A 16,866-nucleotide genomic window follows, 5' to 3' on the forward strand; every position below is an offset into this window, starting at 1 on the left:
AAGCCGAGGCGCGGGAGCCGAGGCGCGGGAACAAGGGTTGGGTGGAAAGGCGCCAGGAGCGGCGCGCAGCCGAGCAGGCTCAGGCGCGGCATGCAGCCGAATGAGGGTCGAGGCGATCAGAGCAGCGGCGATCCCTGCTTCCCCGCATGTCCGGGCCGGGCTGCGATGGCGGAGGTCTCCGCCCGACCCGGCCATGCTCCGGCGGGTCCAACTGCGACATTTCTAAATTGCCCCGACAGCGACACATTAACTTGGTGACAACATTGTGCGTGGTGGCCGATCCTCCCTTCTGCGCAGAACAACATCGCCTCGCTGCCGTCGATTTCCGGCTTGATCCTCTGGGACACCCGCAGTTCGCCCCCTTCGCCCTAGTCAAGTTCGCCACGTTCGATCGAGTTGGTGACAAGTGTGAAACAGCAGCCCAATCACCTCGGCCGCTGCAGTGTTCCGGCTCACCGGCGGGCCGTTGGGCGACCAGTCGGCCCGTCCGTCACTAGCGTGCTGCTGGTTCAACGCATCCATGATCAGATCGCCCAGGTCGAACGAAGCGGCCGGATTGCGCATGACGGACTGGAGGATGCGCCAGATCACGTCCATGCGTCCTTTCAGGTGCCCGGCATAGCTGTCCACCGTTGTGGCGCTTTCTACCGACCAGCGAATGAGTACGCGCATCAAAGCGTTGCTGTTGCCCACCTGCCGCCAAATGTCGCGCTGACTTGAGCGCGGGATAGTACGCGGACGGACAAAAGCGTGTGTAATCAAGATCGCTGCTGTCTGGTCGCTCGCGGCGGCGCACGGCTGTCGCGATGCGATAGTCGAAGACGAATTCTTCCAGTCATCACTCAGATGGGGCAGATGGTCCAGGAGGTTGCGGACCTTCCTGCCAGCCAAGGCATCTCATTCCCGACCAGCTGTGATCCTGGACCGATGCCCCAAGACCACCAAGGCCGACATATCTGTATAAAGCCATTGAAGTAATTTGTTTCTTTATCCGGCACCGAGGCACGAGCCGCCCGTCGCATTGCCGCGCGGCCTCGCGTTCGCTTGCGGAACTGCGGCAGGTCATGCACCCGCCGCAGCCCTCTTGTTGCGCTTACATCGAAGACATCCGGTCCATCACGAGCGAGGTCTCGTTCCCCTGACAGGCAGCCATCAGGGCCGCGACCTGCGGGTCGGACGAGGTGCTGCCGCCTGCATTGGTCGATGCCCCTGCCCCGGATTCTCCCGCTGCCATGGTTCCGCCCGAAGTGGAGTTGTCTCCACCGGACGCTCCCATGCCCGCACCGGACGAGCCCGCGCCGCCTGCCACGTCGGACGACCCGGACGCACTGCCGCTGCCTGCCGTACCTGCGGACATGCCGGACCCTCCGCTGCCCGAGGCAGCACCGGACGTGCCGGAGGCGCTGCCGCCGGAGGCCGCAGAACCTGCTGCCCCGGCCGACCCGCTGCCGGACATGTCCGCCCCGGTGCCGCCGGTCGAGCCGGCCGAACCGCTTGTGCCTCCGGCGCCGGTCGCACCGCTGTCCGCCCCGGTCGAGGACCCGCCCGCGGCGCCTGTCGATCCGGTAGAGGACCCCATGTTCGCGGTGCGAAGCGTGCTCATGGCGGTCATCTGCTGATCGGCGCTGAGCGCCATGAAGTCGGCGCAGGTCATGGTTGCCGGATCTGACGCCTGGGCGAACGCGCTCCCCCCGAAGCTCGCCACGATGCCTGCAATCGCTAGCTTGCGTGCAAGATAGTGCATGACTTTCCTCCCATCATGCTCGGCATCAACTGCCGGAAGGGAAACCCCTGCCGGAAGCGCACGTTCCGACGGGATGGATTCAAGAATGTTGGCCGAAGCCTGCTAAATCCCGGAAGTAGGGGATGAATGAAGCCACATATGTTGCCGTCTTGAGCGCAGGCTGAACCGGAACTCTCGCCCTCGCTGCGTGGTAGTCCGAGGGAGTGGTGGTGCAGCGAGGCGCCCATGTCCTTCCAAGGCGAAGCTTTTCCTTTCCCCCGAGCAGCGCCCACGCGCCTCGACCCTACGGGAGAATGTCTGTGGGACGCCGACCCGGCGGTGCCCCACATGCAGCTCTGGGGCGGCTGCGAATACACGGTGAACCGCGTGGGTGACCGTTTCTTCGACCAGTCGATCCGCTCTGGCCATCACGACCGCATCGGCGACCTTGAACTGTTCGCGGGCCTTGGCCTGCGCGCGCTGCGCTATCCGGTGCTGTGGGAACGCGTCTCGCCCCGTTATCCGGGCCAGAATGATTTCGGGTGGAGCGACGAGCGCCTGGCCGAGCTGCGCCGGCTGGACCTGCGGCCCATCCTGGGCCTCGTGCATCACGGCAGCGGCCCTGCCTATACCAGCCTTGTCGAGGACAGCTTCGCGCCCGGCCTTGCTGCCCATGCCCGCGCCACCGCCGAGCGCTACCCTTGGGTGCAGGATTGGACACCGGTCAATGAACCCCTGACCACGGCGCGGTTTTCCTGCCTTTACGGCCACTGGTATCCTCACCTGCTGGATGAGGATGCCTGCTGGCTGGCCCTCTTGAACCAGATCGACGCCACCCGCGCCGCCATGCGGGAAATCCGGCGCGTGAACCCTGCGGCGCGGCTGGTGCAGACCGAGGATCTGGGGTTCTGCCATGCCACGCCGCCGCTGGTCCGGGAAGCTGCGTTTGAGAACGCCCGCCGCTGGCTGACGTGGGATCTGCTTTGCGGCGAGGTGGTGCCCGGCCATCCGATGTGGACGCTGCTGGCTGAACGAGGCTTTGCGCAACGCCTTCAGGCGATTGCCGACGACCCCTGCCCGCCCGATGTCATCGGCGTCAACCACTACCTGACCAGCGAGCGGCTGATCGACCATCGGATCACGCGCTATCCCGGCGTCGGCCCTTCGGCCGAAAGCGGCGGCCGTTATGTCAATGTCGAGGCGATCCGTGCCGTTCCGGGAGCGCTGGTCGGCATCGAGGCGCTGCTGCTGCAGGCTTGGAACCGCTACCGCCGCCCCCTCGCAATCACCGAATGCCACAACGGCTGCACGCGCGAGGAACAGGCACGCTGGTTCCTTCAGGTCTGGCGCGCGGCGCAGCGTGCCCGTGCGCACGGAGCCGAGGTCGAGGCCGTCACCGCCTGGTCGCTGCTTGGGGCCTATGACTGGGACCGGCTGGTGATGACCGACGCGGGCCGCTACGAATGCGGCGTCTTCGACATGCGCGCCGGCAGCCCGCGCCCGACCGCCATGGCCGCGTTGCTGCGGGCGCTGGTGCGCGGGGACCGCCCGCTTCACGCCGCGATCCTGGATATGCCGGGATGGTGGGACAGTGACCGGCGGCTCTGGCCCTGCGCCAGTCCGCCGCCGCCGTCCTGCCCTCCGGCGGTTGCCGAACCGGCCCCCGACCCAACCTGCGCGCAGATGACTGCGCGGCCGATCCTCGTCACGGGGAAAAGCGGGACGCTGGGCCGGATGTTCGCCCATGTCTGCGACCTGCGCGGCCTGCCCTTCGCGCTGACCGATCGCCGGGTGCTGGCGATCCACGACACGGATTCGGTCGCGGCCGCGCTTGATCAGCTTGAGCCTGCGGCCGTGATCAACACCGCCGGGCTGGTGGACATCGACCGCGCAGAGGCCGAGCCCGAACTGTGCTTCGCCGCCAATGTCGAGGGCCCTGCGAACCTTGCCCGCGCCTGCCGGGATCGGGGCATCGGCTTTGTGACCTTTTCCTCGGATCAGGTCTTCGACGGCGCCAAGGGCAGCGCCTATCTTGAAGGCGATCCCACCAGTCCCCTGAACACCTATGGCCGCAGCAAGGCCGAGGCCGAGCGCTGCGTGCTGGACATCAACCCCGAGGCGCTTGTGATCCGCACCGCGGCCTTCTTTTCGCCCCACGACGTCCACAACTTCGCCGTCCATGCGGTCGAGGCGCTGCGCGCAGGCCGTCCCTTCGCCGCCGCGCAGGACAATTTCGTGTCGCCCACCTATGTGCCCGACCTCGTGGACGCCGCGCTGGACCTGCTGCTGGACGGGGAAAGCGGCATCCGCCATCTGGCCAGCCACGGCCGCCTGTCCTGGGCCGAGTTCGCGCAAAGGATCGCCACGGCGGCCGGCCTCGATCCCGCGCTGGTCGATCCGGTCGAGGCCGCAAGCCTGAGCCTGCCGGCCGAGCGTCCGGCCGACGCGGCGCTTGCCAGCGAACATGGGCAGTTGCTTGCGGAAATCGACGATGCCATCGCGCGCTTCCTGCGCGACTATCCGGCCTCGGCGCCGCAGGCGTGCTGAAGATTCAGGGAAATCGCCCTGTGCTGGCCGCCAAAACTTGAGTGTTCGAGTTGAGGGCTACTGTCTGGCCTTCTTATCTCGGGCAGACAGCCAAAGCCCCGGCGACCGTACGTTCACGAGACGACGAAAACGGCGGGGTGCCACGCAGGCACCCGCAACCGCTCAGCAACCAGGGCACCGGCACACGGCGCCCTGGATCCGCAGCAGATCATCCAAGGCGATAGTTGGGGCTTTCCCGCGTGATCTGGACGTCGTGCACGTGGCTTTCCTTCAGCCCTGCGCCGGTGATGCGGACGAACTGGCAGCCGCCGCGCATCTGCTCGATGGTGGCGTTGCCGGTATAGCCCATCGCGGCGCGCAGGCCGCCGACCATCTGGTGCAGCACCGCCGCGACCGCGCCCTTGTAGGGCACCTGCCCCTCGATCCCCTCGGGGACCAGCTTGTCCGACGCCGCGTCCTTCTGGAAATAACGGTCGGCCGAGCCGCGGGCCATGGCTCCCAGCGAGCCCATGCCGCGGTAGGACTTGAAGGAACGGCCCTGGTACAGGATCACCTCGCCCGGGGACTCGTCGGTGCCGGCGATGGCGCTGCCGACCATGGCGCAGGTCGCGCCAGCGGCAATGGCCTTGGCGAAGTCGCCCGAATACTTGATCCCGCCGTCCGCGATCACCGGCACGTCGCCAGCACCCGACACGGCATCCATGATCGCTGTCAGCTGCGGCACGCCCACGCCCGCGACGATCCGGGTCGTGCAGATTGAGCCCGGCCCGATCCCGACCTTGACCGCGTCCGCCCCGGCATCGACCAGCGCACGCGCCGCATCGGCGGTGGCGACGTTGCCCGCGCAGATCTCGACATCCGGGAAGGCCGTCTTCAGCCGCGACACGGCCAGCGCCACGCCCTCGGAATGGCCATGCGCCGTGTCGATCACGACCAGATCCACGCCCGCGTCGATCAGGGCCGAGGACCGCGCGAACCCCTCGTCGCCCACAGTCGAGGCGGCCGCGACGCGCAGCCGTCCCTGGTCGTCCTTCGACGCCAGCGGATTCAGCACCGACTGCTCGGTGTCCTTCAGCGTCAGAAGGCCGGTCAGCTTGCCCTGCCCGTCCGTCACCAGCAGCTTCTCGATCCGGCGGGCCTTCATCAGGCTGATCGCCTCTTCGCGGTCGGCGGGCTCATGCAGCACGGCCAGGTTGTCCGAGGTCATCATCACGCGAACGGGCGTCCGGTCGTCGCTGGCGAAGCGCATGTCGCGGTTGGTGACGATGCCGACGACGCGGCCGGTCCCGTCCACCACCGGAAAGCCTGTCACGTTATAGCGCAACTGCAGCGCCTTGGCGTCGGCCAGCGTCTGGTCGGGCGTCAGGGTGATCGGGTCATAGACGATCCCGGATTCGAACCGCTTGACGCGCCGGACCTCCTCGGCCTGCTTTTCCAGCGTCAGGTTGCGATGGATGACGCCAAGGCCGCCCGCCTGCGCCATGGCGATGGCCATGCGGCTTTCCGTCACCGTGTCCATGGCGGAACTGACCAGCGGGATGTTCATGCGGATGCGGCGCGACACGCGCGTGGTCACGTCCGCGGTCGAGGGCATCACGCTGGAGGCGGCCGGAACCAGAAGAACGTCGTCGAAGGTCAGCGCCTCTCGAATCTGCATCGGAGTGATCCTGTCAGTGGTTCGTTTGGCAGTTTTCCCTTTCACGCAGGCGCGGGAAAGTCCAGCGGCCCCGTCAGGCAATCGCGGCGTTCGAGCGTGCCGGAAGGCGGTTCTGCATCCATTCCCGCAGCACCATCACGAAGACGGGAAGCACGACCAGCGTGGCCAGCGCCAGCAGCAGTCCCGCGATGACCCGGTGCGGCTCGGTCGGTTGCGCCGTCCACAGCGCCACCCAGGCCGAGGCCGTCAAGGCAAGTGCCAGTGCGGGCGCGCCCCAGAAGGCCGAGAAGCCCCCCGCCAGCAGCCAGCGCGCGCCGAAGACCATTGCCAGCACACTCCCCAGCGCGGCCCATGCGAGCAGCGTTCCCGCCCCGGTCCAGCCTAGCCCAAGCGCCAGGATCGCCATAGCGGCCACGGAAGCGGAGTGCAGCGCCAGCAGCACCCGCAGCGGCGCGGGAACGCGCGCGGTCAGGATCTGCCGCAGGCTCAGCACCCAGATCGCCAGCGCGGCAAGTATCGCAGGCAGGGCCAGTGCTCCTGCAAGGATCGGCCAACCCAGTGCCAGCGCGGCCCGAGAGGCGACTGCCAGCCCTGCAAGGCTGAGGTGCCAGTCCGGCGACACCTGCCGCCGTTCCGCCGGTCCCTCGCGCAGGACGCGCGCCAGCGTTGCCAGCAGGACCGCATGGCACAGCAGTCCCAGGCATAGCAGGACAAGGCCCGCGCCCCTGTTCATCATCGCGCCGACCAGCGCCGCCAGCAGGTAGAGGCACAGGACCCCCGCGGCGACTCCCGTCCGGCCCGGCAGGATCGCCACCTCCTCGGCAAGCACGGCAGGGCGCCGCGCAAGCTTGCAGGCATAGGCGAACAGCGCAAACGCGGCGAGTGCCGTGACCATGCCTCCCAAGAGCTGCGCCAATCCTGCGGGCAACGCGAAAGCGCGAACGCCTCCGGCCCAGGCGAGCGACAGTTCCAGCGCGGCCAGCAGGGAAAGGAACATCACCGGGGGGACGCGGCGGAAACGGCCCTGCGGCACCGGGCGGGGCATGGCGAAATGCAGGCGGTCACGGCTCATGCCGGCATGATCGCAGGCGGACCGCCCGCTGCCAAGCGTGGCGGTTGAGATACGCCCCCTGCCGCGCCTTCAAGGCTACGTTGCGTCACTTGAACTTCAATGATTGACCCAATTGCTTCAGGCCCCACAGATGTAGGGCAAGAACCCGCTGAAGGGCGGATTTCGGGAGGGAATGCATGAAACTGACTTTGACTGGTGCCGCTGCATTGATGCTGACGGCAGCGCCGCTTTTCGCCGGCGGGATCGAGCGCGCGCCGCAGTCGCTCGCCATCCTGTTCGAGGAAGGCAATTACGTCGAATTCTCGGCCGGTCGCGTCAATCCCGATGCGTCGGGCCGCGACGTTGCACTGTTCGGTGGCCGCTCGACCGGCAACGTGGCCGAGGACTATAATTTCGCCGGTCTCGCTTACAAGCATCAGTTCAACGACCAGCTGTCCGCGGCCCTGATCGTGGAACAGCCTTACGGGGAGGACATTTCCTATCCGCTCGACGGCTCGCTCGCTCTTGGCGGCACCTACGCCTATGTGGACTCGACCACCTACACGGCGCTGCTGCGCTACAAGATGGACAACGGCTTCGGTGTCCACGGCGGGTTGCGCGGGTCCGAGGCGAACGGCGAGGTCAACCTGCAGGGCCTCGCCTATGGGCCGGTCTCGGGCTACAACGTCGAACTCGACAGCGCCTGGGGCTGGGGCTACGCGGTGGGCGTCAGCTGGGAAAAGCCCGAGATCGCGGCGCGCATCTCGCTGACCTACAACTCGGAAATCGAGCACGACTTCGACACGACCGAAAGCGGCCCGGGCGTGGACCCGGATGGCCCCGGTCCCCTGCCCTCGCTGCCGCTGCTGAACGGAGAGTCGGAGACCACCGTCTCGACCCCGCGGTCTTGGAACCTCGAGGCGCAGACCGGGATCGCCCCGGACACGCTGCTGTTCGGCTCGATCCGCTGGGTCAACTGGTCCGAGTTCCGGGTGGACCCCGAGCGGTTCGTGACGGTGACCGGCGGCGGGCTGGTCGAGCTGGAGGACACGACCACCTACACCATCGGCGTGGGCCGCAAGTTCACCGAGAACTGGTCGGGTTCGGTGTCCTTCGCCTATGAAAAGGAAGGAGACCGCCTGGTTTCGCCGCTGGCTCCGACGACCGGGCGGCAGGGCGTGACGCTTGCCGCGGTCTACAACCAGAACAACTGGAAGATCACGACGGGCATCAGCTACGTCAAGCTGGGCGACGCGGACCCCGAAACCGGGACGCCCGACCAGAAGCGCGCCGAGATCCGCGACAGCGACGCGCTGGGCTTCGGCATCCGGATCGGCTACCGCTTCTGACCCCTGCCTTATCAGTCGACCAAGGCCCCGCCACGGCGGGGCCTTTTCCTTTCCGGCACTGCGGCCTAGGAAACCCTCCGGTGCGATCAGAGGTGAGCCAGCAGATGTATTCCAGCGGCAAGGCATGGCGCGACGCGCCCGAGAAACGGGTCATGCTGTTCGGGATGTCGGGCCTGGGCAAGACCCATGTCGCATCCATGCTGCGCCGGTCAGGCGAGTGGTTCCACTACAGCGTCGATTACCGCATCGGCACCCGCTACATGGGCGAACTGATCGCCGACGACTTCAAGCGCCACGCCATGAAGGTGCCGCTGCTGCGCGAGCTTCTGATGACGGACTCGGTGCGGATCGAGTCGAACATCACCTTCGACAACCTCGCGCCGCTTTCGACCTATCTGGGCAAGCCCGGCGATCCCGCGCGCGGCGGCCTGGCCTTTCACGACTACAAGCGCCGGCAGGACCAGCACCGCACGGCCGAGATCGCCGCGATGCTGGATTCGGGCCATTTCATCACCCGCGCCAGGGAAATCTATGGCTACCGGCATTTCGTCTGCGACACCTCGGGGTCGATCTGCGAGGTCGTAGACCCCGAGAACCCCGACGATCCCGTGCTGCGGGCCCTGTCGTCGCTGATGCTGCCGGTCTGGATTCGCGGCACCGAAGCACATACCTCCGAGCTGATCCGCCGTTTCGATCAGGCGCCCAAACCGATGTATTACCAACCCGCGTTCCTTGCCGCGGCGTGGGAGGATTACGGCCGCGAGAACCCCGGCAACGTCGATCCCGACGCCTTCATCCGCTGGACCTATGCCCGCGCTCTGGCCCACCGGCGCCCGCGCTATGCGGCGATGGCCCGGCGCGGCGTCACGGTCGAGGCGGACGAGGTCGCCCGTGTCGCCTCGCCCCGGGATTTCGTCGATCTGATCGCTGCTGCAATCGACCGGCAAGACCGAAAGGAAGACTGATGCCCATCACCCTGCCCGAGAACCTTCCCGCCTTCGACATCCTGCGGAACGAGGGCGTGATGGTGATGAGCCCCGACCGCGCCGCGCGCCAGGACATCCGCCCGCTGCGCATCGCGCTGCTGAACCTGATGCCGAAGAAGATCCAGACGGAAAACCAGTTCGCCCGCCTGATCGGGGCGACGCCCCTGCAGATCAACCTGTCCCTGATCCGCATGTCGGACCACGAATCCAAGAACACCGCCGCCGACCACATGGAGTCCTTCTATCGTCCCTTCAGCGAGGTGGAGGCGTCGGGCGACCGCTTCGACGGGCTGATCGTCACGGGCGCCCCGGTCGAGCACCTGCCCTTCGAGGAAGTCACCTACTGGGACGAACTGCGTCGTGTCTTCGACTGGACGCGCACCCATGTCCATTCGGCCTTCGGTGTCTGCTGGGGCGGCATGGCGATGGCCTGGCACTTCCACGGGCTGCCCAAGCATCTGCTGGACGACAAGGCCTTCGGCTGCTTCCGGCATCGCAACCTCGCCCCCGCCTCGCCCTATCTGCGGGGCTTTTCGGACGACGTGCTGATCCCGGTCAGCCGCTGGACCGAGGTGCGGCAGCAAGACATCGACGCACGGCCCGAACTGAGGACACTGCTCGCCTCGGACCAGGTGGGGCCTTGCCTGGTCGAGGACGCGGCAAACCGCACGCTCCTGATCTTCAATCATCTGGAATATGACTCGGGGACGCTGAAGGACGAATACGACCGCGACGTGGCGGCGGGGAAACCCATCGGGGTGCCCGCGAATTACTATCCCGATGACGACCCCGCGCTCTGCCCCTCGAACCGCTGGCGCAGCCACGCGCATCTGCTTTACGGCAACTGGATCAACGAGATCTACCAGAACACTCCATTCGACCTGAACGACATCGGAAGGGATTGAGATGGCACGGAAGACGGCTTCGCCCGAGATCCCCTTCGTCGGTGCGATCAGCCGCTTCTTCCAGCACGACGCCCCGCCCGATCTGCGTCGCACGATCGGGCAGGCAGGCAAGGACGACATCCTCGATCCCGACTTCCCGTATCGGGGGGAAATGTCCAGGCGGGATTACGAAAGCCGGGCCCAGACCTTACAGGTCGAACTGGTCAAGATGCTGCGCGACGTGATTGCCACCGGCAAGCGCGTCGTCGTGCTGTTCGAGGGCCGAGACGCCGCCGGCAAGGGCGGCACGATCGAAGCCATGCGCGAGAACCTGAACCCGCGTTCCGCCTATATCGTCGCGCTGCCCACGCCGACGGGGCGCGAGGCCGGGCAATGGTACTTCCAGCGCTACGTGGCCCAGCTGCCGACCGCGGGGGAAATCGCCCTGTTCGACCGCAGCTGGTACAACCGCGGCGTGGTAGAGCGGGTGTTCGGCTTCTCGACCGATGCGCAGCGCGTGCAGTTCTTCCGGCAACTCCCTGATTTCGAAAAGATGCTGGTCGATGACGGCATCGCCATGGTCAAGCTGTGGCTGAACGTCGGTCGCGCCGAGCAACTGCGCCGTTTCCTCAACCGCGAGAAGGACCCGCTCAAGCAGTGGAAGCTGAGCCGCATCGACGTCGAGGGTCTCGGGCGCTGGGACGACTATACCGTGGCGATCCGCGAAACGCTGTCGCTCAGCCACACGCCGGTCGCGCCATGGACGGTGATCCGTTCCGACGACAAGCGGCGGGCGAGGATTGCGGCCATGCAGACGGTGCTGAACCGCATCGATTACGCGGGCAAGGATCCGGCCGCCGTCGGCACGCCCGACCCCCAGATCACCGGCGGACCCGAGATGCTCGTGCGCTAGGCGGCTGCATCGCAGACCGGCAGCCCGCCCGCCGATCAGTAGGTCGAGAAGCTGAAGCCGATGAAGGTGTCCTCCTCGACGAACTTGTGCCCCAGTCGGATCGACAGTCTTTTCGTCACCGGCGCCGAGACCAGCACCGTCGGCGTCGGTTCTCCACCCTCCTCGTGCCACAGGGACAGCTGTGCGCCCAGACCCGAGGGCATGTGCGTCAGCCCGCCGACCAGCAGGGACGCATCCTCGATGCTGGTATAATCCGCCATCAGGAAAGTCCCCCAGTCGCCGTATTCGGCCCAGCGGTCCACTGACAGGCGAATGCCCAGGCGAAGGTTGGCGCAGCGGTCGCCCTCGGCGTCGAAGCAATGCGCCCATCGCTCGTCCTCGACCTCCCACCAGCCGATCTGTTCGGCCTTGAGCGCCGGACCCGCACGCAGCTTCCAGGGCGCGCGGTCCGGCCCGACCTGCCATGTATAAAGGGCCGAGGCGCGGGCCCAGGGCTCGTCGTCGTCCTGTCCCATGGCCAGGCCCCAGACGACACGTCCCCGCTCGACGTTGGTGGCCAGCAACCCGCCGTCCTTCCACAGATCCACCTGCGTCCATGTGCCATCGCCTGCGGCGGCCGGGGACCCGAGGCTCAAAAGCGGAACGATCGTCAGGACGGCAAGGCGCATGGGCGATTCCCTTCGCCCCCCGGTCTAGGTCAGCGATGGTTGATATAAGGTTAACGCGGGGCATGCCTTCTGCTTGCTTGCCGGGCCTCCGGGTCCAGCCTAGTATCTGAACAAACGTTCATTTCCGGGAGGGAAAACATGGACCTGTCGAACGCCCGCGCCATCGTGACCGGCGGCGCCTCGGGGCTTGGCGCGGCGACCGCGCGGCATTTCCGCGCGCGCGGGGTGCAGGTCACGGTGCTGGACCGTGACGAGGCGGGCGCCGAAGCCGCGGCCGGACTTGGCGCGCATTTCGCCCGGGCCGACGTCACGGACGGGGATTCGGTCGCCGCGGCCATTGCTCAGGCGGTTGATCGCATGGGCGGGATCGACATCTGCGTGAATTGCGCGGGCATCGTCGTGGGGGAAAAGACTGTCGGCCGGGACGGACCCCACAGCCTCGACAGCTTCCGCCGAACGATCGAGGTCAACCTGATCGGCACCTTCAACGTCCTGCGGCTCGCCGCCGCCGAGATGGCCCGGAACGGCCGGGACGAGGACAATGGCGTGATCGTCAACACTGCCTCGATCGCCGCCTTCGACGGGCAAAGCGGACAGGCGGCCTATGCCGCGTCCAAGGCCGCCATCGCCGGGATGACGCTGCCGATCGCCCGCGACCTGGCCCGCAACAAGATCCGCGTCTGCGCCATCGCACCCGGCATCTTCGGCACGCCGATGCTGCGCGGGCTTCCGCAGGACGTGCAAGACAGCCTGGCCGCCGAGGTCACCAACCCCAAGCGCCTGGGCGAGCCCGAGGAATTTGCCCGTCTCGCGGCCTTCATCGTCGAGAACGGCTACATGAACGGCGAAACGATCCGCATCGACGGGGCGTTGCGGATGCGCTGAACCCCTCGCGCCCGAGACCCAGATGACCGACGAAGCCGTCCCACCCGACAACAGCCGCCCCCTCGATTGCCTGATCGTCGGCGGCGGGCCCGCCGGTCTTACGGCGGCGATCTATCTTGCGCGGTTCCACCGCCGCGTCACCGTGGTGGACAAGGCCGAGGGGCGGTTGCAGATGATCCCGCGCACCCGCAACCATCCGGGCTACCCGCAGGGCGTCACCGGAAGCCAGCTGCTGGCCGACATGCGCGAGCAGGCCGTTCAATACGGGGCGAGCCTTCTGACCGGAGAGGTCACGGCTCTGCGGCGCGACGGTGACCTGATCGTGGCCGATACGGGCCAGGGCGAGATGAAGGCGCGGACGGTCCTGCTGGCCACGGGGGTCGTGAACCACCGCCCGCCCGTGGACGAGGAGACCCATGCCGACGCGGTCGCGCGTGGCCTGCTGCGGTACTGCCCGATCTGCGACGCCTTCGAGCAGACGGGCAAGCGCATCGGCGTCCTGGGCGGCGACCGTCACGCGCTGGCCGAGGCGCTGTTCCTGCGCACCTACAGCCGGGACGTCACCTGCGTCGCCCTCAGCCATGTCGAACTGACCGCGGACGAGCATGCCCAGGCCGATCAGGCCCGCATCACCGTTCTGGATTCACCCATGTCCGCGCTGCAGTTCAAGGACAGCTCTGTCGAGGTCACGCTGGCCGACGGCGACCATGTGACCTTCGACACGCTTTATGTCGCGCTGGGGTCGCACACCCGCAACGACCTGGGTGCGATGCTGGGGACTGATCTGGAAAACGGCCAGTGCTTCGTGACGGACGACCACCAGCACACGACGGTGCCGCGCGTCTATGCCGCGGGCGATGCGGTCGAGGGGCTGGACCAGATCGGCGTGGCCATCGGCACTGGCGCCCGTGCAGCCGTGGCCATCCACAACGACCTGCGGAAAGAGGACGGCCACACGCTGCCCGGGTGAACCGCAGAGGGTCGTGACCGCCGCGCCTTTTCATGCGCGCGATCCATGCCCCTCGCCCGCCGGCCAAAGACACAATTGTTGCTGGCTTGGGGGTGTCGCAGCCGGAACTTCGCGCCGCTGGGGCGGTTCTCATCCCAGCAACATCCCACGGAGGTCTAGATGACGGACGCCCGCGAATGGCTGGTCATGTGGCTGCGCGACGCTCATGCCATGGAGGAGCAGGCCGAAACCATGCTTGCTGCTCAGGCCGAGCGGATCGACAACTATCCCGAGCTTGAACAGCGCATCCGCCAGCATCTTCAGGAAACCAAAGGCCAGGCTGACCGTCTGCGCGAGTGCCTTGAAGGCATGGGGGAAGGCACCTCGGTGCTCAAGGATGCCAGCGGCAAGCTGATGGCCACCGCGCAGGCCGTGGGCGGCGCCTTCGCGGGCGACGAGATCATGAAGGGCTCGCTGGTCAGCTATACCTTCGAGCAGATGGAGATCGCCGCCTATACCGCGATCATCGCCGCGGCCGAACACCTGGGCGAGACAAAGGTGGCCGAAGCCGCCCGCACCAACCTGCAGGAAGAGGTCGCCATGGCCGACTGGCTGAGCAGCCACCTGCCCGGCACCACGCGTGCCTTCCTGGACCGCGCCGCTGCGGGCGACCCCGCGGCCAAGCGCTGACACCTCCCACCCTCAACCGCGAGCCCGGACAGACCGGGCCTCACCCCGCGAAGGAGAGACCATGAGAACGCTGATCCTTTCCACCGCCCTCGGCCTTGCGACGATAGGCGCGGCCTGGGCCCAGGGCATGACCGCGCAGGACTTCGTCAACCAGGCGGCCAGCGGCGGCCTGTTCGAGGTCCAGTCCAGCGAACTGGCCCTGCAGAAATCGCAGGATGCGAACGTCCAGGAATTCGCCAAGCAGATGATCACCGATCACACGGCGAACAACCAGGAACTGATTGCGACCGCCCAGGCCGAGGGGCTGACGGTGCCGACCCAGATCTCCAGCCCCCAGGCCGAGCTGATGCAGACGATCCAGGGTGCTGAAGGCGATGCCTTCGACACCGCCTATGTGCAGGCCCAGACCACCGCGCATGAAACGGCGGTGACGCTGTACCAGACCTATGCCCAGGGCGGCGACAACCAGGCGCTGGTGGCCTACGCCCAGAAGAGCCTGCCCGCGCTGCAGCAGCACCTGGAGCATGTCCAGGGCATGGCCAAGAAGTAATCCGCCGGATCTCACGACGACTGCCGGTGTCCAGGACGCCGGCAGTTTTCCTGCGTTCGCCATTCATCGGGCAAAGCCATTGAACTCCCCCACATCGCCGCAGATCGCCGAAACCATCATGGCCGAAGACAGCTTGACCGAACATTGGGTGTGCCTTGCGGGCGGCAATGCGCTGGGTGCCTTCCATCTTGGCGCGATCGAGGTGCTGCTGGACGCGGGACTGCCCGTTCGCCGTGTCGCTGGCGCTTCCATCGGGGCCATCACGGCCGCTCTGTGGCTGGGCGGCCCCAGAGAGATGGCGAAGCAAAGGATGCGGGCCTTCTGGGCGCGGGCCGTGGACCGGTCGGTCTTTGCGGGGACGAGGCCTGCGCGGCAGACCTCGGCGCTGCGGGCGCTGCTGGGCGGGCGGCCGTGGCTGTTCAATCCGACCCTGCCGGGCATCTGGGCCATGCATTTCCTTGCGCCCAATGATGACCATCTTCATTCCACCGCGCTGATGCGCCAGACCCTGGCCGAACTGATCGACTTCGATCACCTGAACAACGGCGAGACGCGCCTGATCATCAGTGCCCTGGATCAGGAAACCTCCGAGGATGTGGTCTTTGACAGCGCGACCACACGCCTGACCGTCGATCACCTGATGGCCAGCAGCGCCCTGCCGCTGATCTTTCCTCCGGTCAGGCTGGACGGGCGGCTGCTGGTGGATGCGGGCCTTTCGGCGAACCTTCCGGTCACCGCGATCTTCAGCGACCCGCCGGAACGGAACACGGTGTGCTGGGCTATCGACCTTTGGCCTCCCACGGCTCGACGGGCGCCTTCGCCGGACACGGTGGCGCGCCGTGCGCAGGACCTGATGTTCGCGGCCCAAAGCCGCCACGCGCTGGAGCGGCTGACCGAGGCGCTCTCTCCTCGGCTGCAGGACGCGGGGATCGGGGTCGCGGTGCATCACCTCGGCTACGATGGCGGCGACTGGGAGGTTGCGGCCAAGGCCTTCGACTACTCGCGGGCTGCGCTGGAACGGCGCCGCCGGGCGGGGGCGGCCGAGATGACGCGGGTGCTGTCCGGCCATGCGCCGCTGCAAGGGGGCGGGTTCAGCGTCTTCCGCCACGTCCTTGAGAACTGACGCCTGCGGCCGGCATGCCCGTCAGGCCGGCAGGGTGTCGAACGCTTCGGACAGCCGGTCGATGGCGGCTGCAAGCCTGTCGTCGATCACCCGCAGATAACGCGTCCAGTCCATGTAGCCGGACAGGGGCTGCGCGCCGTCCGAGATGCCGCGCAGCCCGATCATCGGCACCCCGAAGGCAAGACAGGCGCGGCATACGGCAAAGCTTTCCATGTCCACCATATCGGCATCGATCGCGTCGTAACCCGATCCCGACACGATCGCGGCGCCCGACGACAGGCGCGCCTGCGGGACGCCGGGAATGCGGAAGGGCAGCGGCACCTCGGCCGGCAGGTCCAGCCCCGGCGTGATCCCGCGCGGGAAGCCCAGGGCCGACACGTCCATGTCGCGATAGGATACGGACACCGCCTGATAGACGCCCCCCTGTTCCAGCGCGCGTGATCCCGCACTGCCCATGCAGACGACCGCATCCGGCAGCCCGCCTTCTGCGGCAAGGCGCGCCAGCGCGGCCGAGACGGTCAGGGCTGCCTCGACCGGGCCGATGCCGGTCATCAGGGGCGTCACGCGCTGGCGCAGCGCGGGGCCGTATTCCTCGGGCGCGGCCATGACAAACAACACGCGGTGCCTTCCGATCAGGTTGGGACGTGGCTGGGCGTCCGGCCGCGCGTCCAGCCGCACGGGGCGCAGGGTGGCGATATTGTCCCCGCTGCCGTCCATTCCGTCCATCGTCCGCCCTTTCGCTGATCCCGATCAGGGACTTGCCAGATGCCGCTCGCCGAGAAAAGCGTTCCTTGCTGCCAAGGCATGGTCACATCCCTGCCAGTCCGATGTCACGGCTGCATCGCCGCTTGCCCCGCTGCCGGGCCGCCGCTAGCGTCCTGTTCAAGCACC

At 67.2% G+C, this 16,866-nt stretch carries 16 protein-coding genes; 11 read left to right on the plus strand and 5 right to left on the minus strand.

Annotation, left to right across the window (positions count from 1 at the left end; genetic code table 11):
- Nucleotides 1-372 precede the first annotated feature (372 nt).
- Nucleotides 373-891 carry a hypothetical protein gene (locus CK240_RS18235; RefSeq protein ID WP_135058815.1) on the minus strand — a complete coding sequence of 173 codons (519 nt, stop codon included), beginning with the start codon at nt 889-891 and terminating at the stop codon, nt 373-375.
- A 464-nt stretch (nt 892-1,355) separates the two neighbouring features.
- Between CK240_RS18235 and CK240_RS08940 the strand changes: the two genes are divergently transcribed.
- On the plus strand, nt 1,356-1,619 hold the full coding sequence (locus tag CK240_RS08940) for a hypothetical protein (protein ID WP_135058816.1): 264 nt from the start codon (nt 1,356-1,358) through the stop codon (nt 1,617-1,619).
- A 452-nt stretch (nt 1,620-2,071) separates the two neighbouring features.
- Entirely contained in the window at nt 2,072-4,270 is a 2,199-nt protein-coding gene (locus CK240_RS08945; protein ID WP_095640007.1) for a sugar nucleotide-binding protein, read from the plus strand.
- Between the two features lie 208 nt (nt 4,271-4,478).
- Here CK240_RS08945 and guaB read toward each other — a convergent pair whose 3' ends face one another.
- Together guaB and CK240_RS18665 are read right to left on the minus strand one after the other, a co-directional pair.
- The gene (guaB, locus tag CK240_RS08950; RefSeq protein ID WP_095640008.1) at nt 4,479-5,927 is read right to left on the minus strand and encodes an IMP dehydrogenase; all 1,449 of its coding nucleotides are present in this window, start codon (nt 5,925-5,927) and stop codon (nt 4,479-4,481) included.
- Between the two features lie 73 nt (nt 5,928-6,000).
- Nucleotides 6,001-6,999, minus strand: a complete 999-nt coding sequence (locus tag CK240_RS18665) for a TDT family transporter (RefSeq protein ID WP_095640009.1) — start codon at nt 6,997-6,999, stop codon at nt 6,001-6,003.
- 176 nt (nt 7,000-7,175) lie between these two features.
- Between CK240_RS18665 and CK240_RS08960 the strand changes: the two genes are divergently transcribed.
- The 4 genes from CK240_RS08960 (at nt 7,176) to ppk2 (ending at nt 11,110) form a co-directional block, all read left to right on the plus strand.
- Nucleotides 7,176-8,327 carry an OmpP1/FadL family transporter gene (locus CK240_RS08960; RefSeq protein WP_095640010.1) on the plus strand — a complete coding sequence of 384 codons (1,152 nt, stop codon included), beginning with the start codon at nt 7,176-7,178 and terminating at the stop codon, nt 8,325-8,327.
- Nucleotides 8,328-8,431: 104 nt separating this feature from the next.
- Complete coding sequence (locus tag CK240_RS08965) at nt 8,432-9,292, plus strand: ATPase (protein WP_095640011.1); 861 nt, start codon at nt 8,432-8,434, stop codon at nt 9,290-9,292.
- Nucleotides 9,292-10,218, plus strand: a complete 927-nt coding sequence (locus CK240_RS08970) for a homoserine O-succinyltransferase (RefSeq protein ID WP_095640012.1) — start codon at nt 9,292-9,294, stop codon at nt 10,216-10,218. The genes CK240_RS08965 and CK240_RS08970 overlap by 1 nt, the downstream gene beginning before the upstream one ends.
- Nucleotide 10,219: 1 nt before the next feature.
- Nucleotides 10,220-11,110, plus strand: a complete 891-nt coding sequence (gene ppk2 / locus CK240_RS08975; protein ID WP_095640013.1) for a polyphosphate kinase 2 — start codon at nt 10,220-10,222, stop codon at nt 11,108-11,110.
- Nucleotides 11,111-11,145: 35 nt separating this feature from the next.
- On the opposite strand, the gene CK240_RS08980 is transcribed toward ppk2, so the two are convergent.
- The gene (locus tag CK240_RS08980; RefSeq protein ID WP_095640014.1) at nt 11,146-11,778 is read right to left on the minus strand and encodes a hypothetical protein; all 633 of its coding nucleotides are present in this window, start codon (nt 11,776-11,778) and stop codon (nt 11,146-11,148) included.
- Between the two features lie 138 nt (nt 11,779-11,916).
- On the opposite strand from CK240_RS08980, the gene CK240_RS08985 reads away from it, so the two are divergent.
- The 5 genes from CK240_RS08985 to CK240_RS09005 all read left to right on the plus strand — a co-directional run bounded on the left by CK240_RS08985 (nt 11,917) and on the right by CK240_RS09005 (nt 15,975).
- Nucleotides 11,917-12,663, plus strand: coding sequence for an SDR family NAD(P)-dependent oxidoreductase (locus tag CK240_RS08985; RefSeq protein WP_095640015.1), 747 nt, complete (start codon nt 11,917-11,919; stop codon nt 12,661-12,663).
- A gap of 22 nt (nt 12,664-12,685) precedes the next feature.
- Nucleotides 12,686-13,633: an NAD(P)/FAD-dependent oxidoreductase gene (locus CK240_RS08990; protein ID WP_095640016.1), complete on the plus strand. Its 948-nt coding sequence runs from the start codon at nt 12,686-12,688 to the stop codon at nt 13,631-13,633.
- 159 nt (nt 13,634-13,792) lie between these two features.
- A complete protein-coding gene (locus CK240_RS08995; protein ID WP_095640017.1) occupies nt 13,793-14,302 on the plus strand; it encodes a ferritin-like domain-containing protein in 510 nt (169 codons plus the stop codon).
- Between the two features lie 61 nt (nt 14,303-14,363).
- Nucleotides 14,364-14,852 carry a DUF4142 domain-containing protein gene (locus CK240_RS09000; RefSeq protein ID WP_095640018.1) on the plus strand — a complete coding sequence of 163 codons (489 nt, stop codon included), beginning with the start codon at nt 14,364-14,366 and terminating at the stop codon, nt 14,850-14,852.
- 118 nt (nt 14,853-14,970) lie between these two features.
- Nucleotides 14,971-15,975 (plus strand): patatin-like phospholipase family protein, encoded by a 1,005-nt coding sequence (locus tag CK240_RS09005; protein ID WP_167650003.1) that lies wholly within the window; start codon nt 14,971-14,973, stop codon nt 15,973-15,975.
- 21 nt (nt 15,976-15,996) lie between these two features.
- Here CK240_RS09005 and CK240_RS09010 read toward each other — a convergent pair whose 3' ends face one another.
- Nucleotides 15,997-16,701, minus strand: coding sequence for a 5'-methylthioadenosine/S-adenosylhomocysteine nucleosidase (locus CK240_RS09010; protein WP_240517352.1), 705 nt, complete (start codon nt 16,699-16,701; stop codon nt 15,997-15,999).
- Between the last annotated feature and the right edge of the window lie 165 nt (nt 16,702-16,866).

Origin of the sequence: Paracoccus salipaludis (assembly GCF_002287065.1) — a bacterium.
Lineage (GTDB): Bacteria > Pseudomonadota > Alphaproteobacteria > Rhodobacterales > Rhodobacteraceae > Paracoccus > Paracoccus salipaludis.

What these genes read in the sequence shown, in the direction of transcription:
- CK240_RS08960 (WP_095640010.1), top strand. Translation starts at nt 7,176, where the DNA reads ATGAAACTGACTTTGACTGGTGCCGCTGCATTGATGCTGACGGCAGCG.
- guaB (WP_095640008.1), bottom strand. Translation starts at nt 5,927, where the DNA reads ATGCAGATTCGAGAGGCGCTGACCTTCGACGACGTTCTTCTGGTTCCG.
- CK240_RS08965 (WP_095640011.1), top strand. Translation starts at nt 8,432, where the DNA reads ATGTATTCCAGCGGCAAGGCATGGCGCGACGCGCCCGAGAAACGGGTC.
- CK240_RS09010 (WP_240517352.1), bottom strand. Translation starts at nt 16,701, where the DNA reads ATGGACGGAATGGACGGCAGCGGGGACAATATCGCCACCCTGCGCCCC.
- CK240_RS08970 (WP_095640012.1), top strand. Translation starts at nt 9,292, where the DNA reads ATGCCCATCACCCTGCCCGAGAACCTTCCCGCCTTCGACATCCTGCGG.
- ppk2 (WP_095640013.1), top strand. Translation starts at nt 10,220, where the DNA reads ATGGCACGGAAGACGGCTTCGCCCGAGATCCCCTTCGTCGGTGCGATC.
- CK240_RS08940 (WP_135058816.1), top strand. Translation starts at nt 1,356, where the DNA reads ATGCCGGACCCTCCGCTGCCCGAGGCAGCACCGGACGTGCCGGAGGCG.
- CK240_RS08980 (WP_095640014.1), bottom strand. Translation starts at nt 11,778, where the DNA reads ATGCGCCTTGCCGTCCTGACGATCGTTCCGCTTTTGAGCCTCGGGTCC.
- CK240_RS08945 (WP_095640007.1), top strand. Translation starts at nt 2,072, where the DNA reads ATGCAGCTCTGGGGCGGCTGCGAATACACGGTGAACCGCGTGGGTGAC.
- CK240_RS08995 (WP_095640017.1), top strand. Translation starts at nt 13,793, where the DNA reads ATGACGGACGCCCGCGAATGGCTGGTCATGTGGCTGCGCGACGCTCAT.
- CK240_RS09005 (WP_167650003.1), top strand. Translation starts at nt 14,971, where the DNA reads ATGGCCGAAGACAGCTTGACCGAACATTGGGTGTGCCTTGCGGGCGGC.
- CK240_RS08990 (WP_095640016.1), top strand. Translation starts at nt 12,686, where the DNA reads ATGACCGACGAAGCCGTCCCACCCGACAACAGCCGCCCCCTCGATTGC.
- CK240_RS09000 (WP_095640018.1), top strand. Translation starts at nt 14,364, where the DNA reads ATGAGAACGCTGATCCTTTCCACCGCCCTCGGCCTTGCGACGATAGGC.
- CK240_RS08985 (WP_095640015.1), top strand. Translation starts at nt 11,917, where the DNA reads ATGGACCTGTCGAACGCCCGCGCCATCGTGACCGGCGGCGCCTCGGGG.
- CK240_RS18665 (WP_095640009.1), bottom strand. Translation starts at nt 6,999, where the DNA reads ATGAGCCGTGACCGCCTGCATTTCGCCATGCCCCGCCCGGTGCCGCAG.